A 19,099-nucleotide genomic window follows, 5' to 3' on the forward strand; every position below is an offset into this window, starting at 1 on the left:
TAGCAGTGGCACTGTAATGCCACCCTAGTGGCACAACTGGGCCATTATAGTGTCACTACCATGTCACAATCTAGCTGGAACCTCTTTCTCTTACACCTCTTTATTACCATTAGGAGAAGATAATAGGACTCTCCCTATGAAATAGCATGTAGTTTACTGAATTTTCCTTAGTTCTTAACGAACTACGTCCTATTCCCTCGATGACTTCATTATCGGACAGACTGTTCATTATCGGACACTTCTTTTGTTTGTATAGGGCAGATAATCAATGGTATAAGTTTTTGGCATAGCTTTTGCCTATAGCTGGGTAAAACATATATTACGATGAAAAAGATCTATATAGCCATTACTTACTTATTGCTGACAAGCTTTGGTTTGCGAGCCGAAGAACAAGATAATATTGTCCATCTGACGTTGAAAGAAGCGATCACATTGGCACAACACCAATCTGTAGATGCCGCCGTCGCTTTGAATGAGTTGAAAACGTCCTACTGGGAATACCGTACCCATGTAGCCGACCAGTTGCCGGAGGTCAATTTTAAAGGAACGATCCCTAGTTACAGCAAGCAATATACCCGTTACCAGCAGTCGGACGGAACCTATGCCTTTGTGCAGGATAATAACCTGTCGATGAGCGGTGCGATCTCTGTCGACCAGAATATAGCCTTGACCGGTGGCAAAATATCGTTGAATTCTTCCCTTAATTTCTCCCGCCAATTGGGAGATGGAGCTTTCAATGAATATATGAGTGTACCGATCGGCCTGACCCTGACGCAACCGATCTTCGGAGTGAACGACCAGAAATGGAACCGCCGGATCGAGCCTGTCCGTTACCAGGAGGCAAAGGCTGCCTATATCGAAAGTGTGGAAGGTGTAACGATCTCTACGATCGCTTATTTCTTCAACCTGTTGCTGGCAAAAGAGAATCTGGTAACCTCTGTCCAGAATCTGGATAATGCGAACAAACTCTATGATATTGCCATCGCCAAACGAAAGATCGGACATATATCCGAAAGTGAACTGATGCAATTGAAATTGTCGGCATTGCAGGCAAAGGGTAAATTGACGGAGGCACAGTCCAATCTGAATGCCAAGATGTTCCAGTTGCGCTCTTTCCTCGGGTTGAGCGAGGACGATGTGATAGAACCTGTCGTTCCTGAATCGGTACCGAATATGCGCCTTGTATATCAGGAAGTGTTGGAAAAGGCGCAGGAAAACAACTCATTTGCAAAACGTATTTTACGCGAACAACTGGAAGCCGATTATGCTGTAGCGACAGCGAAAGGAAAACGTCGCGATATCAATCTGTTTGCGTCTGTAGGATATACGGGAAAAGACAGTGACTTCAGAGGTGCTTATAATCCGTTGCGAGACAATCAGGTGGTCGAGGTCGGTTTTAGTATTCCTTTGCTGGACTGGGGGAAGCGGAAAGGTAAAGTAAAGGTAGCCGAGTCCAACCGCGAAGTCGTACTCTCCAAAAACCGGCAGGACCAGATGACCTTCAACCAAAATATCTTCCTGTTGGTGGAGAATTTTAATAATCAGGCTGCCCAGCTGGAAATAGCGGAAGAGGCGGACGAGATTGCCCAGAAGCGTTACCGGACATCTATCGAAACATTTATGATCGGAAAGATTAATATCCTTGACCTGAATGACGCCCAACAATCGAAAGACGAGGCAAAACAGAAACATATCCAGGAGTTGTACGGGTTCTGGAGTTATTTCTATAATGTCCGTAGTGTGACACTTTATGATTTCCTGAACGATCGCAATCTCGATGCAGACTTTGAGGATATCGTCAGAAAATAGTATCTTTACAAATCCAAAAAGAAACCTATATGATATTGATTGTTGATGATGACGCTGCTGTCCGTTCTTCGCTTACCTTTTTGTTGAAGCGGGCAGGCTTTGAACCGGAAGCTGTTCCGGGGCCTAATGAAGCGTTGGCTATCGTCCGCCGGGAAGCGCCGCAGCTGATTTTGATGGATATGAACTTTACCTTGACTACGACGGGAGAAGAAGGAATACAGTTATTAAAGCAAGTAAAGATATTTCAACCGGACGTCCCGGTTATATTGATGACTGCCTGGGGGTCTATCTCACTGGCTGTACAAGGTATGCAGGCAGGAGCTTTCGATTTTGTCACCAAGCCCTGGAATAACCTCGTGTTGCTGAAGTCGATCCGTACGGCGCTTGAGTTGAATGAACAGAAAAAGGAAAAGAATTCGCCCCTGAACCGGAGTGATGCCGATAATAAATTCCACTTTGAAAAGATAATCGGCCAGAGTGATGCTTTGATGGAGGTGTTGGGTACTGTTTCACGTATAGCCCCAACGAATGCTTCCGTGTTAATCACCGGCGAGAGTGGAACGGGGAAGGAGTTGATCGCTGAAGCGATCCATGCCAATAGTCCGCGGATGAAAGAAGCCTTCGTAAAGGTTAATCTGGGTGGACTGTCGCAAAGCCTTTTTGAAAGTGAGATGTTCGGACATAAAAAGGGAGCATTTACGGATGCCTATATCGACCGTACAGGACGTTTTGAAATGGCCAATAAGGGAACTATCTTTCTGGATGAGATAGGCGACCTGGAATTGTCTTGCCAGGTAAAACTATTACGTGTGCTGCAGGATCAGACATTTGAAGTGCTGGGTGACAGCCGTCCCCGCAAGGTCGATATCCGGGTGGTCAGCGCAACTAACTGTAATCTGCCGGAAATGGTGGCAACACGTACTTTTCGCGAGGATCTGTTCTACCGGATCAACCTGATCACCATTCATCTACCTGCACTTCGTGAAAGAAAAGACGATATTCCTTTGCTTGCCCGTTATTTTGCGGATAAGCAATCGGATATAAACGGTTTGCCGAGAGTTTCTTTCTCTTCCGATGCCGTCGGTTTTCTGCAGCGTCTTCCTTATCCGGGAAATATCCGTGAGTTGAAGAATCTGGTGGAAAGGACCATGTTGGTATCCGGCAAATCGTTGCTGGATGTTTCCGACTTTGAAGGGCAGTGTCTGAATCTGGGTAATAACCAGCCGGTACGGAAAGGCGGAAGCGTCAATTTCGAGGGAATGACATTGGATGAGATAGAAAAACAGACCATCTTGCAGGCACTGGAAACACATGAAGGGAATCTTTCGCATGTCGCCTCCGCTTTGGGCATCAGTCGGGCGGCCCTGTACCGCAGGCTGGAAAAATATGGAATACCTACCGATAAGTAAATGATATTCAGATGAAGGTCAAAGGATTGTTTTGGATATTGACAGGGTTACTGCTGACTATTTTAGGAGTGATTACTTATTATGTCTTCTACAATTTATCTTCTGCCCTGTTCTTCCTTGTAGAGGGACTTATCCTGATAACTATTCTGTATCTTTTCCTCTTTTATCGCCGCATCATCAAACCGTTGGATATTATCGGTAATGGTATGGAGTTGCTGAAAGAACAGGATTTCAGTTCCCGTCTGAGCCGCGTCGGACAGAAGGAAGCCGACCGTATCGTGGATATTTTCAATAAGATGATGGAACAGCTGAAGAACGAGCGTCTGCATCTGCGGGAGCAGAATCATTTCCTGGATTTGCTGATCAACGCATCTCCTATGGGTGTGATCATGCTGAACCTGGACGGTGAGATCATTTCGCTTAATCTGTCGGCCCGTATGATGTTCGGTCAACCGTCGTCTGTCGATTTTGCCGGGAAATCTTTTGCAGAAATAGACTCTCCGCTGGCAGTGGAGTTGGCGCGCATCCCTTTGTATGAATCGCAGACTGTCCGCCTGAATGATGCCAATATATATAAATGTACGCATTCTTCTTTTGTGGACAGGGGATTTCATCATTCGTTTTATCTGGTGGAGATACTGACACAGGAGGTATTCAAGGCAGAGAAGAAAGCCTACGAAAAGGTGATCCGTATGATTGCGCATGAGGTAAACAATACAACAGCAGGCATCACTTCTACCCTGGATACCCTGGAGTCGACTTTCAGCGAGATGGAAAACACGGAAGATATATGCGACGTGTTACGCGTCTCTATCGAACGTTGTTACAGCATGAGCCATTTCATAACGAACTTCGCTGATGTCGTGCGTATCCCGGAGCCGCAGTTGCGTAACCATGAATTGAATACAGTGGTGACTTCCTGTAAACGGTTTATGGAAACGATCTGTCAGAATCGTAATATCCGGATCATCATGGAACTGGATGAAATTTCTCCGGTTGTGAAGCTGGATAGTTCGCTTTTCGAACAGGTCCTGGTCAATATTATCAAGAATGCTGCGGAGTCTATCGGACATGACGGCCAGATCTATATTCGTACTTCACGCAATCCGGTCTGTCTGGAAATTACCGATACAGGTAAGGGCATAGATAAAGAGACTGAAAAGAAACTGTTCAGTCCTTTCTTCTCTACCAAACCCAACGGACAGGGCATCGGGTTGATCTTTATCCGCGAGGTACTACAGAAGCAGAATTGTTCTTTCTCCCTTCGTACCTATACGGATGGCCTGACCCGGTTCCGTATCCTTTTCGAATAAGATTATTTACTCGATCGACAGGAGGCTTTCTACTCTTTAAAAGAATAAACAGCCGATATGTTCACAATATCCGGATGAAGGGGAAGCGTCCATACGACCCGGTTATCCGGATCGACTTCTATCAGCAAAGGTTGCGATTTATCTTGGCTATGTCCGTTCCAGTTGCTTATCAATGTGTTCCCGTTCTTATATCGAACCAGTTCAGCTACGAATAATAAAGAGATGTTTGACAGGTCATCGTTTCCGACTTTCCTGACAATCTGTTTGCTTTCCGGGGCAATCTCGACGAAATAGTGCGCATCCCCGCATGAAACCAGCCAGTTCCCGTTTTTCAATATCTGGATAGCAAAAGGATTTCCTCCGCACTCGACCTTGTTGATGACCTCTTTCTCCTTATTCATTTCTATAACCTCTCCTTTTCCCATTAGCGGTATCAGATAGGTGTTTTGAGGTGTTTTTACAATTTGACGGAATTGGTCATGTACGCCGGTAATACTGGTATCGAACTCTATTTCTTCTACGGGTTGCCCGTGCGGATCGAGTTCGATGATTCGGGAAGGTGTACCGCAGATAGCCAGCATATAACGGCCGGACGGCAATTGGGTGGCAGTAAATAATTCTTCCCCCTTCTTGGCCTTGAAGTCCCACAGCGTCTGCTGTTCACGGTTGATCAGCCGGGCACCGGAGGTATAGGCATAGAAGATATTCCCTTCTTGGGTTATTTCAACATCGTTGCAATCCTCATGAGCTGCCAGCGGATGGCTCCATTCGATCTCTCCTGTTTTTTTGTCGAGAATCGCTACCTGTTTCCAGCCGCAGCCGGAAACGAGTAGCTTTTCTCTGGTGTCATTACATGAGCAATAAGTGCTAATCATTGCTATGAAAAACAAGTATCTGAAATATCGGTATATCATTCTTCTGTCATTACTACACGGAATCCTACATTGTAAACTTTCTGATATTCACGGTATGGCAGACGGAAAGACGAGGTCGAGCGGTAAGGACGATCGTACCAGGAACCGCCACGAACAACCCGTTTACCGTTTTCTGAAACGGTTTCGTTTCGCCCGTCCTTTTCATTGTAAGGATAGGGCTGGTAGGAAGATAAGGTCCATTCCCATACATTTCCGTGCATGTCGAACAGGTCCCAGGGGTTGCGGACGTAACGCCCTACCGGTTCGGAAATAAATCCTCCGTCATTATAAGTCGTATCGCGTGGAATCCAGTCGTCGTATTTATTCGGATTCTCAATGACCATAGCACTTTCATAGAATTTGTAGGCGGTACAGGCGGCAAATTCTTTCAGTTTGATATCTCCGAGGTTGGCATAACGGGAGAAATCGGCCGACATGTCACCATACCAGAAAGGCGTGTCGCTTCCCGCCCGGCAAGCCCATTCCCATTGCGCTTCCGTAGGAAGGGAGAACTTCATACCGGTCTTTTCGGATAACCACTTGCAATAGTCCATTGCTTCCTGCCAGGAGAGGCGTACGGCAGGCTGATCCGGATGATTCATCGAATAACCTTTCCGTCCGAACTGGTAACCGTGGCGATGTTCGTCGCGGCTGTCGTGTGCCGGGTTATAAGCTCTGAACTGTGCGTTCGTTATCTCGAAACGTCCCATCCAGAAAGGTTTGTCTATCTGTACGATCGTTTGCGGCAGTTCGTCCGGGTTCCGGTTGCTTCCCATAATAAAAGAACCGGCCGGTATTTTTACCAGTTCCAAAGTAATGCCGTTACCCAGCGGAATGCTTTTCTGGAAATTCCCTAGATTTAGTTGTTTCTGATGGGTTGCTCCCCACTGTGCATATGTTTTTTCTGTCGGGTTGTAGATCGGCCATTTCTCTAGTAAGGTATCGCCTATAGCTTTCTGTTCCTTCTCAAACCGGACCGGTTCGATATTCTGTGGAATCTCCGGCAGCCATTCAGCGGTCGACTCCGGTGCACCGAACATTTCGCGGTATAGTTCGCGCAATTCATTGCTCTTTTCTGTATCTTCAAATTTCGGAATGTCAGAACGGCGTCCGTGGAAAGGTGCGTTGAAGTCTATCCAGCAGGCCAGCTTCTCCATAGACTCTTTGTCCAGCTTGACACCGTAATGGCCTTTCTGGAGAATCTGCATCAGTTCGGTCTGATCGGCATGTACGTCCATCGGAACCAGCATGTGCATATCGCTCTCGATACCCGGCCGACGCACGTAACGATGCAGGTTGGCATACGAAAGTGTAAAATGTCCGCCGTTCTTCCAGGCTCTTCCCGATATGTCCGAAGTCCAGTCATCGATCCATTTATCTCCTTTTAGGTATGGTTTTCCGGGTTTGTCCTGATTGTGACAGGAGATGCAATATTTATCCAAAACAGGCTGTACTTCGTGACGGTAGCTGAATCCTCTCTCTTTCCCGTACCATTCTTTGATGGCCTGCGGTTTTTGCAGGGATGCTTTCGTCCGTTTCGGAATGGCTATTGTCGATTTTTCCTCATGGCAACCGATGCAAGAGACTGTTTCGCCCGGCATTCCGGTGAACCAGCTTCTCATGACCTGTAATGCTTTTCCCTCTGCATCCAGCGGTTGTACGAATACGGCCGTATTGGCGGGGATGGTAAACATGGCCGAGCCGTCTTCTTCGACATCCACTTCACCCAGGATCCGTTTGATGTCCCACGGTCCGTCCATACCGATGGTGCCCAGCAATCCGCCTTGACCCCACGGGCTGAAGTTGAAAGAACCGATGCGTAGTTTCTTTACTGTACCACGCGGAATACCTTTTAGTCCTTCACCTTCATAAATGTCTTGCAGGAAAACTGTGGAAGTTGAAGATGCCAGATTGATACGGTCGGGGATTACATTTGGTGATTTACGATTATCCATCAATACTGGTTCGAGGTAGGCTACATCTTCCTCTTCGGCAATTAGAGTACGGTTATCGAACGTGTCGACCAGGTAAAGCCCCCACAGGCTTTCCGGATTTTCCTTCATGGAAACCAGATAGTATGTATCGTTCAATGGATACGGTTGCAGGAACTGCGGCCATATACCGTCGGGTAGGCGGTCGCGAACGACTGCTTCCACTTTTCTACCGGCATACGGGATTTCGGCAACGACTCCGTCCGCTTCGTGACGCCCTTTATTGGTATCGATAATCAGCATGCGCCCGCTACGTGAAACGCTGTGATGACCGGAGGCAATGCCGACCACGGCCGACGGTCGTCCTGGTATGGGGCGGGCATTGAAGAATGAAGTCGGGAAGTAGGAGTTGGAACCATAGAAAGCCGATTGCGTGGTACCGTCCGGATTCATGGTAAACAACAGGCGTGAATTGGAATGGGGCAGATCTGCATACTCCCAACGCTGGTAGAGCACGGTGCCGTTGTCCATCATGACCGGTCCCCAATTGCTGTCCTGGTCGTATGTCAACTGGCGGGTTTGTTTTGTTTTCGGATCATACAGGAATAATCCGCACATTTTATTTCCTCCATCCGTACAAGGCAATCCCAGGAAGGTTCCTGTCGAACAGAAAATATAACGTCCGTCCGGTGTATAGCAACCGTCGAAACTGTCGAAATCTTTATATGTATCCGGGGTTAGTTGATGGGTTTTTCCTGTTGTGATGTCGAGTTCGAACAAATGCCAGCGGTCGGAGGAGCCGATAGAGGAATACATCAGTTTCTTTCCGTCGAAATAAGGTTCCGGATCGGTAACGATCATTCCCGCTTCCGGTTTGTATAAGGTCGATTGTTTGATTTTGCCGGGATTGATGGTAAGCGAGACAAACTCGTTGGTCCAACCTGTTTTAGGATTCCATATCTCGGAGTTATTCTGGAAATTGGAGGGGGCGATACCCAGTTCGCCACTCATGGCTTTGCGTGCCTTCTCGCCGAGTGTCCTGCGGATTGCGATCACTTGCTTATCTGCCAGAAGAGGGTTTGCCAATAGGGCTGCGTCCAGTTGTTTCAATAACTTCTGAGCTTGTTTTTCAGCCTTCGGGTCTTTGGCCTTCAAACCGTTGATCAGTGTTTTTTTGTCTGTCTTCAGTTCTTCGAGTGCTTTTTCCCAGCTTTTATCCGGACGATAGCTGTCGGGATATTTCTTCTTCAGATTATCTATTGCTGATTTGTATTTTTCCGGTGAATAATAAGTAAGCCGGTCGATCAGGCCTTGCCAGGAATCCTGTGCTGAAAGCAGCAACGGACTACATAGTCCGGAAAAGATGATCAGTGCTGTAATGATCCGTTTCATAGTGTGTTAGAATTATGTTATATAAGATGAAGTTTAGTAGTTACAAAAATAAAGCTTCTCTTTTTCCAAACATTGACAAAATAAGACGAATACTTTGCATAATCCGATATTGTGATTTGAATTTAATTCCTATATTTACGACGGTTAACTAATAAACATCTGATATGCTTGTTTCTTATTCTCCGTACGACTTGTCACTGCCTTTGCTTTATGCCGATCATTCCCGGGTGGAAACCTGGTGGAATTATCAGGATGTTATCAGTCCGTTTTATAGGCTTTACCTGATTACCAAAGGAAAAGGGAAGGTTTATATCAACCAGAAAGGATATGAATTGCTGCCCGGCCAACTGTTCCTGATACCTAAATTTGCATTCCATAGTTATGAGTGTGACGATTTCATGGAACATTATTATATCTGTTTTTTCGATGAAACGACTGGAGGAAAAGGTATCAGTAATCCTATGAAAATGAATTTGCAGGTGGAGGCCACTGCGATGGATTATTCCCTGATGGAACGTTTTCTGGCTCTTAATCCGTATAAATCGTTACCGGCGGTGGACCCGAAACAGTATGATAACAACCGGAATATTTATGCTAAAGAAGATGGTGTTTCTATTTCGACATTCTCCAACCGTGTGGAGAGCAGCGGCATCCTGTTACAGCTCTTTTCCCGTTTTATAACAGAAGAATGCCTGCTTTTGCCGGAAGGGAACAGTCTGTATGAGAAGCTGGATGTGACAATACAGTATATCAATAAAAATTTGGAGCAACGTATCTCCGTTTCAACCCTAGCCGATCTGATGTGCATTACTTCTGACCATTTCTCCAAAGTGTTCAAACGGATAGTCGGTATGCCCCCTTGTGAATATATCCAGATGAAACGGATCGAGCGGGCGCAGACTTTATTGCTTACTTCCCACATGTCGATTGTAGAAATAGCGGAAAAAGTAGGGATCAGCAATCTGTCCCAGTTCTCCCGTTTGTTCTCGAAGATGATCCGTTGTTCTCCGAGAGAGTACCGCCTGAGACAATTCAATGCACTGAAATCGGATAATCATCTTAGGCATGAAACAAAAGTTTCTCCCTGATGAAACTAATGTTCCGTTAGGGAGAAACTATTTGAAATAAAGTAGGCGATTATGCCTTTGTTACTTCTTCAGCTTTATTACTTCCGGTGTTCCTTTGGTAATATAACGGATAATCACCTCCGGTGCATCTTCGCTGATCTGTTCGCAGGAGAATGCGACGGCCGATGAACCGGCAGGAAGTACCGCATTTCCCTGGGGTTGCACTTCGCTGATTACATTGTAATTCTTGTCGGTAACTACTGCCTTTCCGTCGAAAGTATAAAGCAGATACTGGCGGTCGGAAATCTCGCAAGGGAACTTGATCACTCCTTTAGGGGTTGTGAAAGACGGGTCTTTGATCGTGCCGTCTCCATCCACTTTCAGACGGATAGCATACACACTTTCATAAGGACTTTCCCATGACCAGTCGGCTCCACCCGGTTGTCCTGGTTGCATTTCTGCCAGGTTACAACGATAATGCTTGGAGATATGGAGCGGGTAGAGGTTATAATTCTGTTCGTCTGTTTTCTCCAGATGCCATTCGGTCTGCGGATCTCTCAGGCGGGCCTTCTGTTCTTCGGTGAAGGCTTCTGCTTCGCGCAATTTATCCCAGTCTTTGATGGCTCCCAGCAACTTGTCGATTTGTCCGTGACGGCGCAATGTGTTGCTGTTGATCGTCATAGCATAACCGGCATCGAAACCGGCTGACTCGGATAATGCCCATTCCAAATCTTCCAAAGAAGAGCATTCGAAGTTGCGGTCTGCCAGGCGTATCAGGAACCATCCCAACATACGCGGGAAAAGATTACGTTTGAAGAATGCCTGGTTCTTGATACGGTTTTCTACCTGGCCTGTACGCATTGCTTCTCCCCAGGGTTCACCCCAGTTCATGCGGGTATGGATATGCCATAAATTATGGCTGAGGCGGCTGGCATCGTTCAGTACGTTATGGTTCAGCTGATTGTACCAGCGATAGACGAAGCGGTTGTTTGCATATTCGTCTTGTCCGGTGTAAGAGCATCCTTCCAGACCGTCGAAAGATATCTGGCAAAGTCCTGTTTTATTCATGATCTCCGCCAGTCGGTCGGAGAATTTGTCCTGCAGGACCAGGTCCGGAAACAGAGTTTTGTACGGATAATCCCATAGCTTGTAAAGCGGAGTTTTTTGTGAATGGGCTGCGGCTGTCGTACCGTATGCTCCTCTTTTACAATTTTTCAGCAGGAATGTTTCCCCTTTGTCTTCCATACTTCCGTAAGTGATCAGTTCTTTGTCGATCTGCATGGCGTTCAGGCTCATCGGCATAGAGAACAGGTCTGATTTCTTGATTGTCATCTCCGTTTGATCCTTGTCCAGATCGGAGGTGAGCGACAATACGCCTTGTTTCAATAAATGGTCGGAAGGGACGGGAGTTACATAGGCATCGTTGGTAGTCATAAAGTTACTGAGGGTATGTACACCGATGGCAATACCTTCCGCCTTTGCCTTGTCTACCATTTTCTTTACACCCTCGTCACCGTTTTTCGTGAATTTAGGATCCCAGTTGAAATGTCCCCAGTCCAGGAACGGGCCGCTATGGTATACATATTCGAATCCGGCAATCTTAGCCTTATCGAGGATCATATCGAGATTATCTTCCGAGAAATCGGAGATCAGATAAGATTTCATGGCTGCACGGGCTGTTTTACCCCATTCTCCGTCAAACAACGGGTGAGGAAGCCCCTGTTCGATCTCGATTTCACCGATACGGGCCAGTGCATCCGTATTCTTGCTTCCGAAGAACGCTATTTTCGAACCTTTGATCAGGCCGTCTTCTCCTTCTACCGGGAGAACCAGTGATTTTCCGATCTGTTGTACTTTGCGGTATTCCTGTTTGTTCCTTCTGCGAGCGGAGAAATGGAATACTGTACCGTCGGAGATATCGGCAGCAGCTAGTTTATAGTCAGGAATACTGGCAACGGATAGTTCGGCAGATTTTCCGGTGTAACCGTAAGTCTGTGTGACCAGTTGACCGTATTCTTCCGGGATACCCGCATTCGTCTTAATATTCAGAGCCTGTATGCCGAAAGCAATGCCTTTGCCCTGAGCTACACCGACTACATCGCCGACCACTTCATTGATATTAACGGCTAATGGACCGAATAGCAATACTTCATATTTTTCCGGGATATTAGCCACTTCCAGCGTGATGCAGACATCGCTTTCCTTATGTTTCAGGGCGATGGTACCGCCATCGGACATCGTTAGTTTTAGTTGGTTTCCGCTGGAAGTCAATTTTGTCGGGGTGACCAGTTCATTTCCTGTGCAAGCTGTTACGAGCGGATATTTTCCTGTATGGAGGATATCTTTGCCTTCTACCTGGATGGAAGAGAAATAACCTTCGTTATTGATTCCGATTTGAGTAGAACGAGTTTTTAGATTTACATTCTGTGCCCCGGCCTGAAAGACCAGTGCGAATGCGAAAAGCAGAACGATTCTGCCGATTAGAGAGAGTTGTTTCATGTTCGTTTGTTTAATATGTTAACCTTTTGATCGTTATCTCGCCGATTGATGATGCCCCTTTGTTTTTTACTTTTACATTCAGGGTAGTAGGAAATTCATCCAGTGTTTGTTGTGAACGGGTAATCCTGAAAGTGTGTTTCTTTGGTAAAAGGGCGAGCGAAGATAATTGTTTTTCTCCATACATGAAAAGTACGGGGTCTTTAAATTCCAGATCAGAGGGTTTGTTACTCAGATAATCGGTCGCCAGCCGGGAGAAAACGATCTCATATTCGCCGATCTGATTGACGTAAGGAGTGAGGTCGAGACTGATCTCTGTCCATCGGTCAGGGTTGAATGTCTTGGCAGACCAGGTTTCTATGACCTGGGGTTTATCCTGTAGACGATCGTCTTGCAGATCATCGAGTTCGCTGACCACATGAAACGCGGAGAATTTCTTTATGAGCGGTGTTGCTTTCGATTGCGTGAAATGAACACGTAGCTTTTTCAGGCGGAGTGAAGGGAAATGATCTATCTTTTTATTTCCGATGGAACTACCTTTGTAAACAGGTATCCATTGATTGTCTTCCGTATATCCTTCCAGCTGATAGGCGAGAACGCGCTGTCCTCCGCTCAGGTCTTCCTGTAGAATACAATGGTTGACGGTTGTCGGCCCGGAAAATTCAAGTTCAAGCATGTCGCCATTGCCTGCCGTTTGTTTCAGCGGGTGGGCGAACCGGTTCTCTATTTCTTTGCCGAAAGCCTGATAGACGGCGGCATGTGTATGGGGGATGACTCCGGTCGTATCGGGTGTGGAATTAAGGAGAAGGACGGAACCCCGTCCGACTGATTTATAATACAGGTTCATCAGTTGCTCCTGTGTCATCAATAGCGTATCGCATCCGGGTGCCCAGAACCATTTGTGTCCTTTGTTCTTGAGTAACGGAACATCGACTTCCACGGGCGCATAGCAATCACCCTCCACATCCGAGTGAAGGGCGGTGGAGACTCCGGAAGTAAGGTCCTCTTTCTTTACCGTGTACCAGTTCGGATAAGGGGCATAGCCATCCTCATTCCCCACCCATCGGAGATTTGCCTGTTCCCCTTGGAAGATGACGGAGTTGGAAGCATATTTATCGAGGATATCTTTCACCGGGATGCGGCAGTTACCGTCGAACCAGACTTCGCTGATCGGACCGTATTGGGTGAGGACTTCGATCAGTTGGGTACGGAAGACTTTGTTGTAGGCTTCCTGTTTGGACGGGTCTTGCGTGATTCCTCCGCTACCGATACCGGCTCCCCAGCGGTCGTCGCCCGGATAGATGTAGACACCCAGGTCGAGACCATACTTTTTACAGGATTCGGAGAGGTCTTTCAGCACATCGCCTTTACCGTTCTGCCAGGGTATTTCCTTGACTCCGTAATCGGACGTCCCTGTTTGCCACCAGCAAAAGCCGCCGCAATGTTTGGCTACGAAAAGAACCATTCCGGCTCCCCACGACCGGGCCACTTCACACCATTGGTCGGTATTCAGGTCGGGTACTTTCAGACGGTCGAGCGGGGTGGTAAAATTATCATATTCCCTTCCTTGCCAGGCTGCCGGACCGTAATGGACGAACATCACACGCTCGTAATTATGCCAACGCAGTTGTGCTTCCGTCGGCAAGGGAATCTTATTCTCCTGTCCTTGTGCTACCGGAGATAGGAAGGACAGGAGAATAAGTATGGTTAAAGTTATTTGTTTCATGAATATTCGCTTTAATGTTGATCACTGAAATCTTTATTTTTGATATAAAGCCTTCACCAATGCCGGGTCGAGCGAAGTAGACGGATTGAAACGGCTGGATGCCATATATTGCAGGATACTCTGTCGGAGCTGGCGTGCTGCCGGGCGTTTATCTAGGTCTTTTTGAAGGTCCGCACTGCATACCATCAGTTTGCCATTGCCTATTTTGCCTTCCAGCAGGATTCCCAGTTTCCGGTTCGTGAACCAATCGTCTACCAGTTGCACTACCGGACGGTAATCTGCCGGAAAGTCATCCAGTACCATTGCATTGCAATTGCTTACGAGGTCCCACCATTGATAATCACTGTATCCTTCGGTAGGGAAGGCTGCCAGTGCCGGATGTGCCGGGTCGCAGAGGATTCCTAGCGTGTGGGGAGGTTGTTTGTTTGTCCAGGCTGTATTCCAGAAGATGGAAGAGAAACCGACACGGATATCTCCGCCTTTTTCCGGCAGGATACTTCCGGGAGCTAACAGGAGTAGCACGTTTTCGCCTTTGTCGAGGCGTGCCATCGTCTGGTTGTCGAGTGTGGAGGTTATATAGGGTAGTTGCTCTACGGCTTCTTGCTTGGCGGGATATACCCAGATATTCCATTGGTTCTTACTGTTTGTCTCTTTCACTTCCACGCTGACAATCAGTTGCGACGGTTCACCGATACCGGAAAGGGCGTATTCGATTTTACCGGCCGGGATACAGTTGGTTACCGGAAGGTCTTTCGTGAAACTGCCTTGTGCCAGTTTTGTACCGGCCCGGTCACTGATTTGCCAGTTGATATGGGCGGCCTGTAAAGGCTTTTCTCCGAAATGGGCTATTTCGACCGGGACATTCAATGTCTCATTGTTCAGCCAGACCATTTTCGGAAAGCGGATAAGCGGAACTGTATTATTACAGAATGTGCTGTATTCTTCGCCTGTTACATATCCTTTTTCATCCCAGAACGGATCGAGAACGCCGACAAGCGCCGTTCCCTGTCCCGGAAAATCATGCAGGTCGAGCAGTTGGAAACCGGCAAAGCCCGGAGTACGTAATGCTGCTTCTATATCGGCTTTGTAACAGAGCGTTTGTAACCGGCCGGAAGCATACAGGAATGCGTCGGCAAGGTCGGCCATGTGATGATCTTTCAATGTTTCGCGGAATATCTCGAAGTTTTTAGCTTTCAGGACTCCGGTGTATTTATCCATCTCCTTTAAGTTCGGATATACACACCATTGCCCGATCTCATGGCTGACTGTCGGCATATTTTCCCGGATGATATGGGCGAAATCATAATCGGTACGGGGTGGTTGTGCATTGATGATGCTGCGCAATCCTTCTCCCCATCCTTGTATACGCGGATCGGGGGCATTCCAGTAGTCTGCATTTTCTACGTAAGGCCATCCTCCGGCACTTGTGTAGGCACGGCGCAGATCTTTCGATTTCCAGTGGTCGATCAGTTCGGAAAGGTATTTTACCTGGTTTGCTCCACCCGGTTCGTTCCCGTAGGCCATCAAGCAGAAAGAAGGATGGTTGCCGTATTCTTTCAGTATGCGGTCACTTTCCTCGCGGAACCACTGGTCGGAGTAACCACCGTCGCCTACGGTTGCCCAACCTGCACATTCGACCTGCAGATAGAATCCCATGCTGTCGGCAACGGCAAAGGCTGCTTCAGGAGGACACCAGGAATGGAAACGGACATGATTCAGACCGTATGCTTTACACTGGTTATATATTTTTGTCCAGTAGGCGCGATCTGTAGCGGGATATCCGGTCAGTGGGAATATACAGCATTCTAGGGTTCCCCGGAGGAATACCGGGTGACCGTTTACTTCGAAACGTGTACCGTTTGCCTTGAACTCGCGGAGACCGAAAGTACGGTATTGCTCCTCTAGCTTTCCATTGCTCTCAACAACGGCACGCAGTGTGTATAGGTTCGGACTGTGTTCCGACCAGAGCAGGGCATCTTCTCCCATCGATAGAGTGATTTCCTGCGTCATCCCGGTTTCAGGGTCAACGGTGACTTTATGAGGTTTGCCAATCACGCCGCCGTCTTTTTTCTCTACCTGAAGAAGGAGGGTGGCATCGTTCGTTGTAGTCGTACCGTCCAATGATACGGCTACTTTAATCGTTTTATCGGCGATGTTCGGATATATCTGTATGTCGTCTATATAAAGGGACGGTTTAGCAGTCAGGCTGATTGTTCCGATCACGCCGTTCCAGTTCGACTGCGTATGGTCGGAAACGCTGTGTGCATTTACGCCGACTTCAATATTGACCCGGTTGTCTACACGAAGGGTCAGCGTATGTTTTCCGGGTGTCAACTCTTTGAACGTATAGCGATAGGGAGTAGACAATGATTCATGTTTTCCCATTTCGACACCGTCCAGGAAAAGTGTCGTTTCCCAATGCGTACGTTCCAGTTCGAGTTGTACCGGATTGCCGGTCCATGAAGCGGGTATATCGATCTCTTTCTGGTACCAGGCAACTCCTACATAATGTCTGTCAGGGTTCAACCAGAAGGGTACTTTGATATTTCCCGGCTGGCGGAATTTCTCATATAAAGGGGAGTCGTACCATGACTTGTCGACGATCTGTCCGGTCCAGGGCGTTTCAATCCCGACCTCATCGCCATATCCCTGCTCCTGAAGCGAACCGGGCAGATGGATCGTATCGGTTAATGACCGGGTGTACCATTGTTCTGTCAATCCCCGGTCGTTCCGGTCGAGGGCAAAGCGCCATTCTCCTTGCAGGGATTGTTTATTATCTGCCTGACGGCAGGCTGTCAGAGCTAAAAAGGAAAATAAGATCAACAAGTACTTTTTCATGAGTATTGAATTATAAATGAGATATAGTGTGCATATTCTGCAAATTAACAGGATTCTGTATAAAGATTAAATAGATAAAACCATCTAAAAGATGGACAATGTTACGATAGGGGGCAGACATCGTATCACCCTAAACACGATGTCTGCTCTTTAAAATTATCCCTATTATAGATCTTCAGCTCCCTGATTCGGAGAGGTTGGCCATCCCGGGTTCTGATAGATCGGAGAGGTGCCCACATCGCTACCGTCTGCAGAGGTATTCAGGAAATTCTGTATGGCGATCGGTGAAAGGTAATGAGCCATCGCCCATTTGAAACCTCCCTGTTGCATAATCAGTGAATTACCTGCCACTTCCTGCGGACGCAGATACTGGCTCAGTTCCGGTGCGGAGACATTCGATCTGGAATCGTTTGCACCATAGATCAGGATACTATTTCCTTCACTGTCTTTATACCAGTCTTTCATCGGTCCCCAAAGTTTGAAACCTTCTATATGATACGGGCTGGCAATCAGTTGATCCATCGCACGCCAGCGTTTCAGGTCCATATGGCGGAAACCTTCGGCCATCAGTTCGCAGTTGCGTTCGCGACGGATATTGTAAAGCGTCGGACTGATCAATTGACCGGCAGAGTAGGCTCCCCAGTTATATTTACCCTCTTCACTCATATGGGTAGCTGCGATACTTTTGTTGTAATCCGTATCGAGATGGGCACGGGTACGGATGGCACGCCAGTAGGAAGCGGCAGTTCCGTCGATCGCACCGGTTCTTTCGTAAGAGGCTTCGATATAGTTCAGGTAAGCCTCGGCTGCGCGGAAGGTGATGCTTCCGGTATACGAACCGAAGTTCGCACAATGCTTGGCATCGAAGTTGCCACCTTTGCGGATGGCATACCCTGTGGAATAATACACGTCGGCGTTACCGATAGTGATGTCGGGAACCGGTTCAACCGGGGTGGCATGCGTTCCGTCGGAAGAAGGATAGAGCACATTAGTCTGTCCCGGTTCTTTGAGGAAGAGCCATAGGCGGCCGTCGCGTTCTTTACGTACATCGGAGACATAATCGTCGCCGGCGTAACCCGAACCGGCAGCATAGATCGGTAATCCGTTAGCCATCAGGAAGGTATTGACCATACCGCGTGTGATACCTTGGCCTGCATTTCCTTTTTGTGCGAATTGAACGACACCATGTGTCAATGTTAATCCTTTGTCATACTGGCGCCACATGAGAATCTCGTCATAACCAGCCATATTTTCATCAGCGTACATATTATAGTATGGGTTCGAGGTATCTTCCGTGCTTTGTTGTAAAATACCATTGTTTTCTGTCAATGAAACGGCATTGGCTACGACTTTTGCCGCATCCATAGCCTGGCCGAGGAAATAGTCGATCTCATTGTCTATACTTCCTGAAGGATATTGGAAGTTAGCATTATACTCTTTGCTTTTTCCGGGCCATCCGCTACCGTCGGGCACGAATGGGGTATTGCGGAAATACTTCAGCCAGGTACCCTCGAACAATGCAACTCTCGATTTGAACAGATAGGCGCAGTTACGGGAGAGGCGGTTCTTTTTACCGTCGGGCGAAGCGTCTTTCAGCATAACGATCGCCGAATCGAGGTCTGCTAGGATAAAACGTGCCACCTCGTTGCGCGGTGCCCGTTTACTGGCTTCGGTCAACGCTTCCTGTTCGTCGATGACCGGACGGTAAAGGATCGGAAAATCGCCGAAAGCTTGTAGCTTATTGAAATATTCATAGGCACGGAGGAAATAGACTTCACCGATGTAATGTTTTACATTCTCTTCATTTCCGCTGATCTCTCCGGCTTTCCATTTATCCACAACCCTGCTGAGGAAATAATTACATTTGTATATCTTGGTGAACTCCCAGTCGCCACCGGTCTGTGCTGTTTTCAACTCGCCGGGAACATAGTCTTTATAATCACCTTTGGCGATCATATTGTCTGTTCCGACATCCCATCCGAATGTACCATACCAGTTGATGTCTGTATTGTGTGAAGGCAGGATATCCGGATACACGTTATTTATATAGGAAGCTAGCTGGCTTTCTTCCGTCAGGTAATATTCGGGTGTGATCTGTGAGAGCGGCTCTCTGTCCAGATAATCGTTACACGAGAATAAGAGTCCGGCCAGGATAATGCCTGCTGTCTGTTTGCATATATTATTTATACGGTTCATAATGATTC

General features: G+C 47.4%; 10 protein-coding genes. 4 read left to right on the plus strand and 6 right to left on the minus strand.

What is annotated here, in order from left to right:
- The first annotated feature begins 324 nt into the window (after window positions 1-324).
- Genes IEY67_RS18040 through IEY67_RS18050 form a run of 3 tightly spaced genes read left to right on the plus strand, consistent with a single transcriptional unit; the run spans window position 325 to window position 4,531 of the window.
- Entirely contained in the window at window positions 325-1,809 is a 1,485-nt protein-coding gene (locus IEY67_RS18040; RefSeq protein WP_122373954.1) for a TolC family protein, read from the plus strand.
- A 29-nt stretch (window positions 1,810-1,838) separates the two neighbouring features.
- On the plus strand, window positions 1,839-3,218 hold the full coding sequence (locus tag IEY67_RS18045) for a sigma-54-dependent transcriptional regulator (RefSeq protein WP_122353934.1): 1,380 nt from the start codon (window positions 1,839-1,841) through the stop codon (window positions 3,216-3,218).
- A gap of 11 nt (window positions 3,219-3,229) precedes the next feature.
- Window positions 3,230-4,531: a sensor histidine kinase gene (locus IEY67_RS18050; RefSeq protein WP_122373955.1), complete on the plus strand. Its 1,302-nt coding sequence runs from the start codon at window positions 3,230-3,232 to the stop codon at window positions 4,529-4,531.
- 29 nt (window positions 4,532-4,560) lie between these two features.
- On the opposite strand, the gene IEY67_RS18055 is transcribed toward IEY67_RS18050, so the two are convergent.
- Together IEY67_RS18055 and IEY67_RS18060 are read right to left on the minus strand one after the other, a co-directional pair.
- On the minus strand, window positions 4,561-5,406 hold the full coding sequence (locus IEY67_RS18055; RefSeq protein ID WP_229801123.1) for a beta-propeller domain-containing protein: 846 nt from the start codon (window positions 5,404-5,406) through the stop codon (window positions 4,561-4,563).
- Window positions 5,407-5,441: 35 nt separating this feature from the next.
- The gene (locus tag IEY67_RS18060) at window positions 5,442-8,768 is read right to left on the minus strand and encodes an SUMF1/EgtB/PvdO family nonheme iron enzyme (RefSeq protein WP_122373957.1); all 3,327 of its coding nucleotides are present in this window, start codon (window positions 8,766-8,768) and stop codon (window positions 5,442-5,444) included.
- A gap of 164 nt (window positions 8,769-8,932) precedes the next feature.
- Here IEY67_RS18060 and IEY67_RS18065 point away from each other — a divergent pair, with 164 nt between their 5' ends.
- Window positions 8,933-9,856, plus strand: coding sequence for an AraC family transcriptional regulator (locus IEY67_RS18065; protein ID WP_122373958.1), 924 nt, complete (start codon window positions 8,933-8,935; stop codon window positions 9,854-9,856).
- 60 nt (window positions 9,857-9,916) lie between these two features.
- Here the strand turns inward: IEY67_RS18065 and IEY67_RS18070 are convergent, their stop codons facing one another.
- From IEY67_RS18070 to IEY67_RS18085, 4 genes are all read right to left on the minus strand, one after another.
- Window positions 9,917-12,334 (minus strand): hypothetical protein, encoded by a 2,418-nt coding sequence (locus IEY67_RS18070; RefSeq protein WP_183670955.1) that lies wholly within the window; start codon window positions 12,332-12,334, stop codon window positions 9,917-9,919.
- A 10-nt stretch (window positions 12,335-12,344) separates the two neighbouring features.
- Window positions 12,345-14,057, minus strand: coding sequence for an alpha-L-fucosidase (locus IEY67_RS18075; protein WP_183670953.1), 1,713 nt, complete (start codon window positions 14,055-14,057; stop codon window positions 12,345-12,347).
- Between the two features lie 33 nt (window positions 14,058-14,090).
- Window positions 14,091-16,895, minus strand: coding sequence for a DUF8487 domain-containing protein (locus tag IEY67_RS18080; RefSeq protein ID WP_183670951.1), 2,805 nt, complete (start codon window positions 16,893-16,895; stop codon window positions 14,091-14,093).
- A gap of 165 nt (window positions 16,896-17,060) precedes the next feature.
- Complete coding sequence (locus tag IEY67_RS18085) at window positions 17,061-19,091, minus strand: RagB/SusD family nutrient uptake outer membrane protein (RefSeq protein ID WP_183670949.1); 2,031 nt, start codon at window positions 19,089-19,091, stop codon at window positions 17,061-17,063.
- Window positions 19,092-19,099: the final 8 nt, after the last annotated feature.

The sequence above is a fragment of the Parabacteroides faecis genome, assembly GCF_014647375.1.
Taxonomy (GTDB): Bacteria; Bacteroidota; Bacteroidia; order Bacteroidales; family Tannerellaceae; genus Parabacteroides; species Parabacteroides faecis.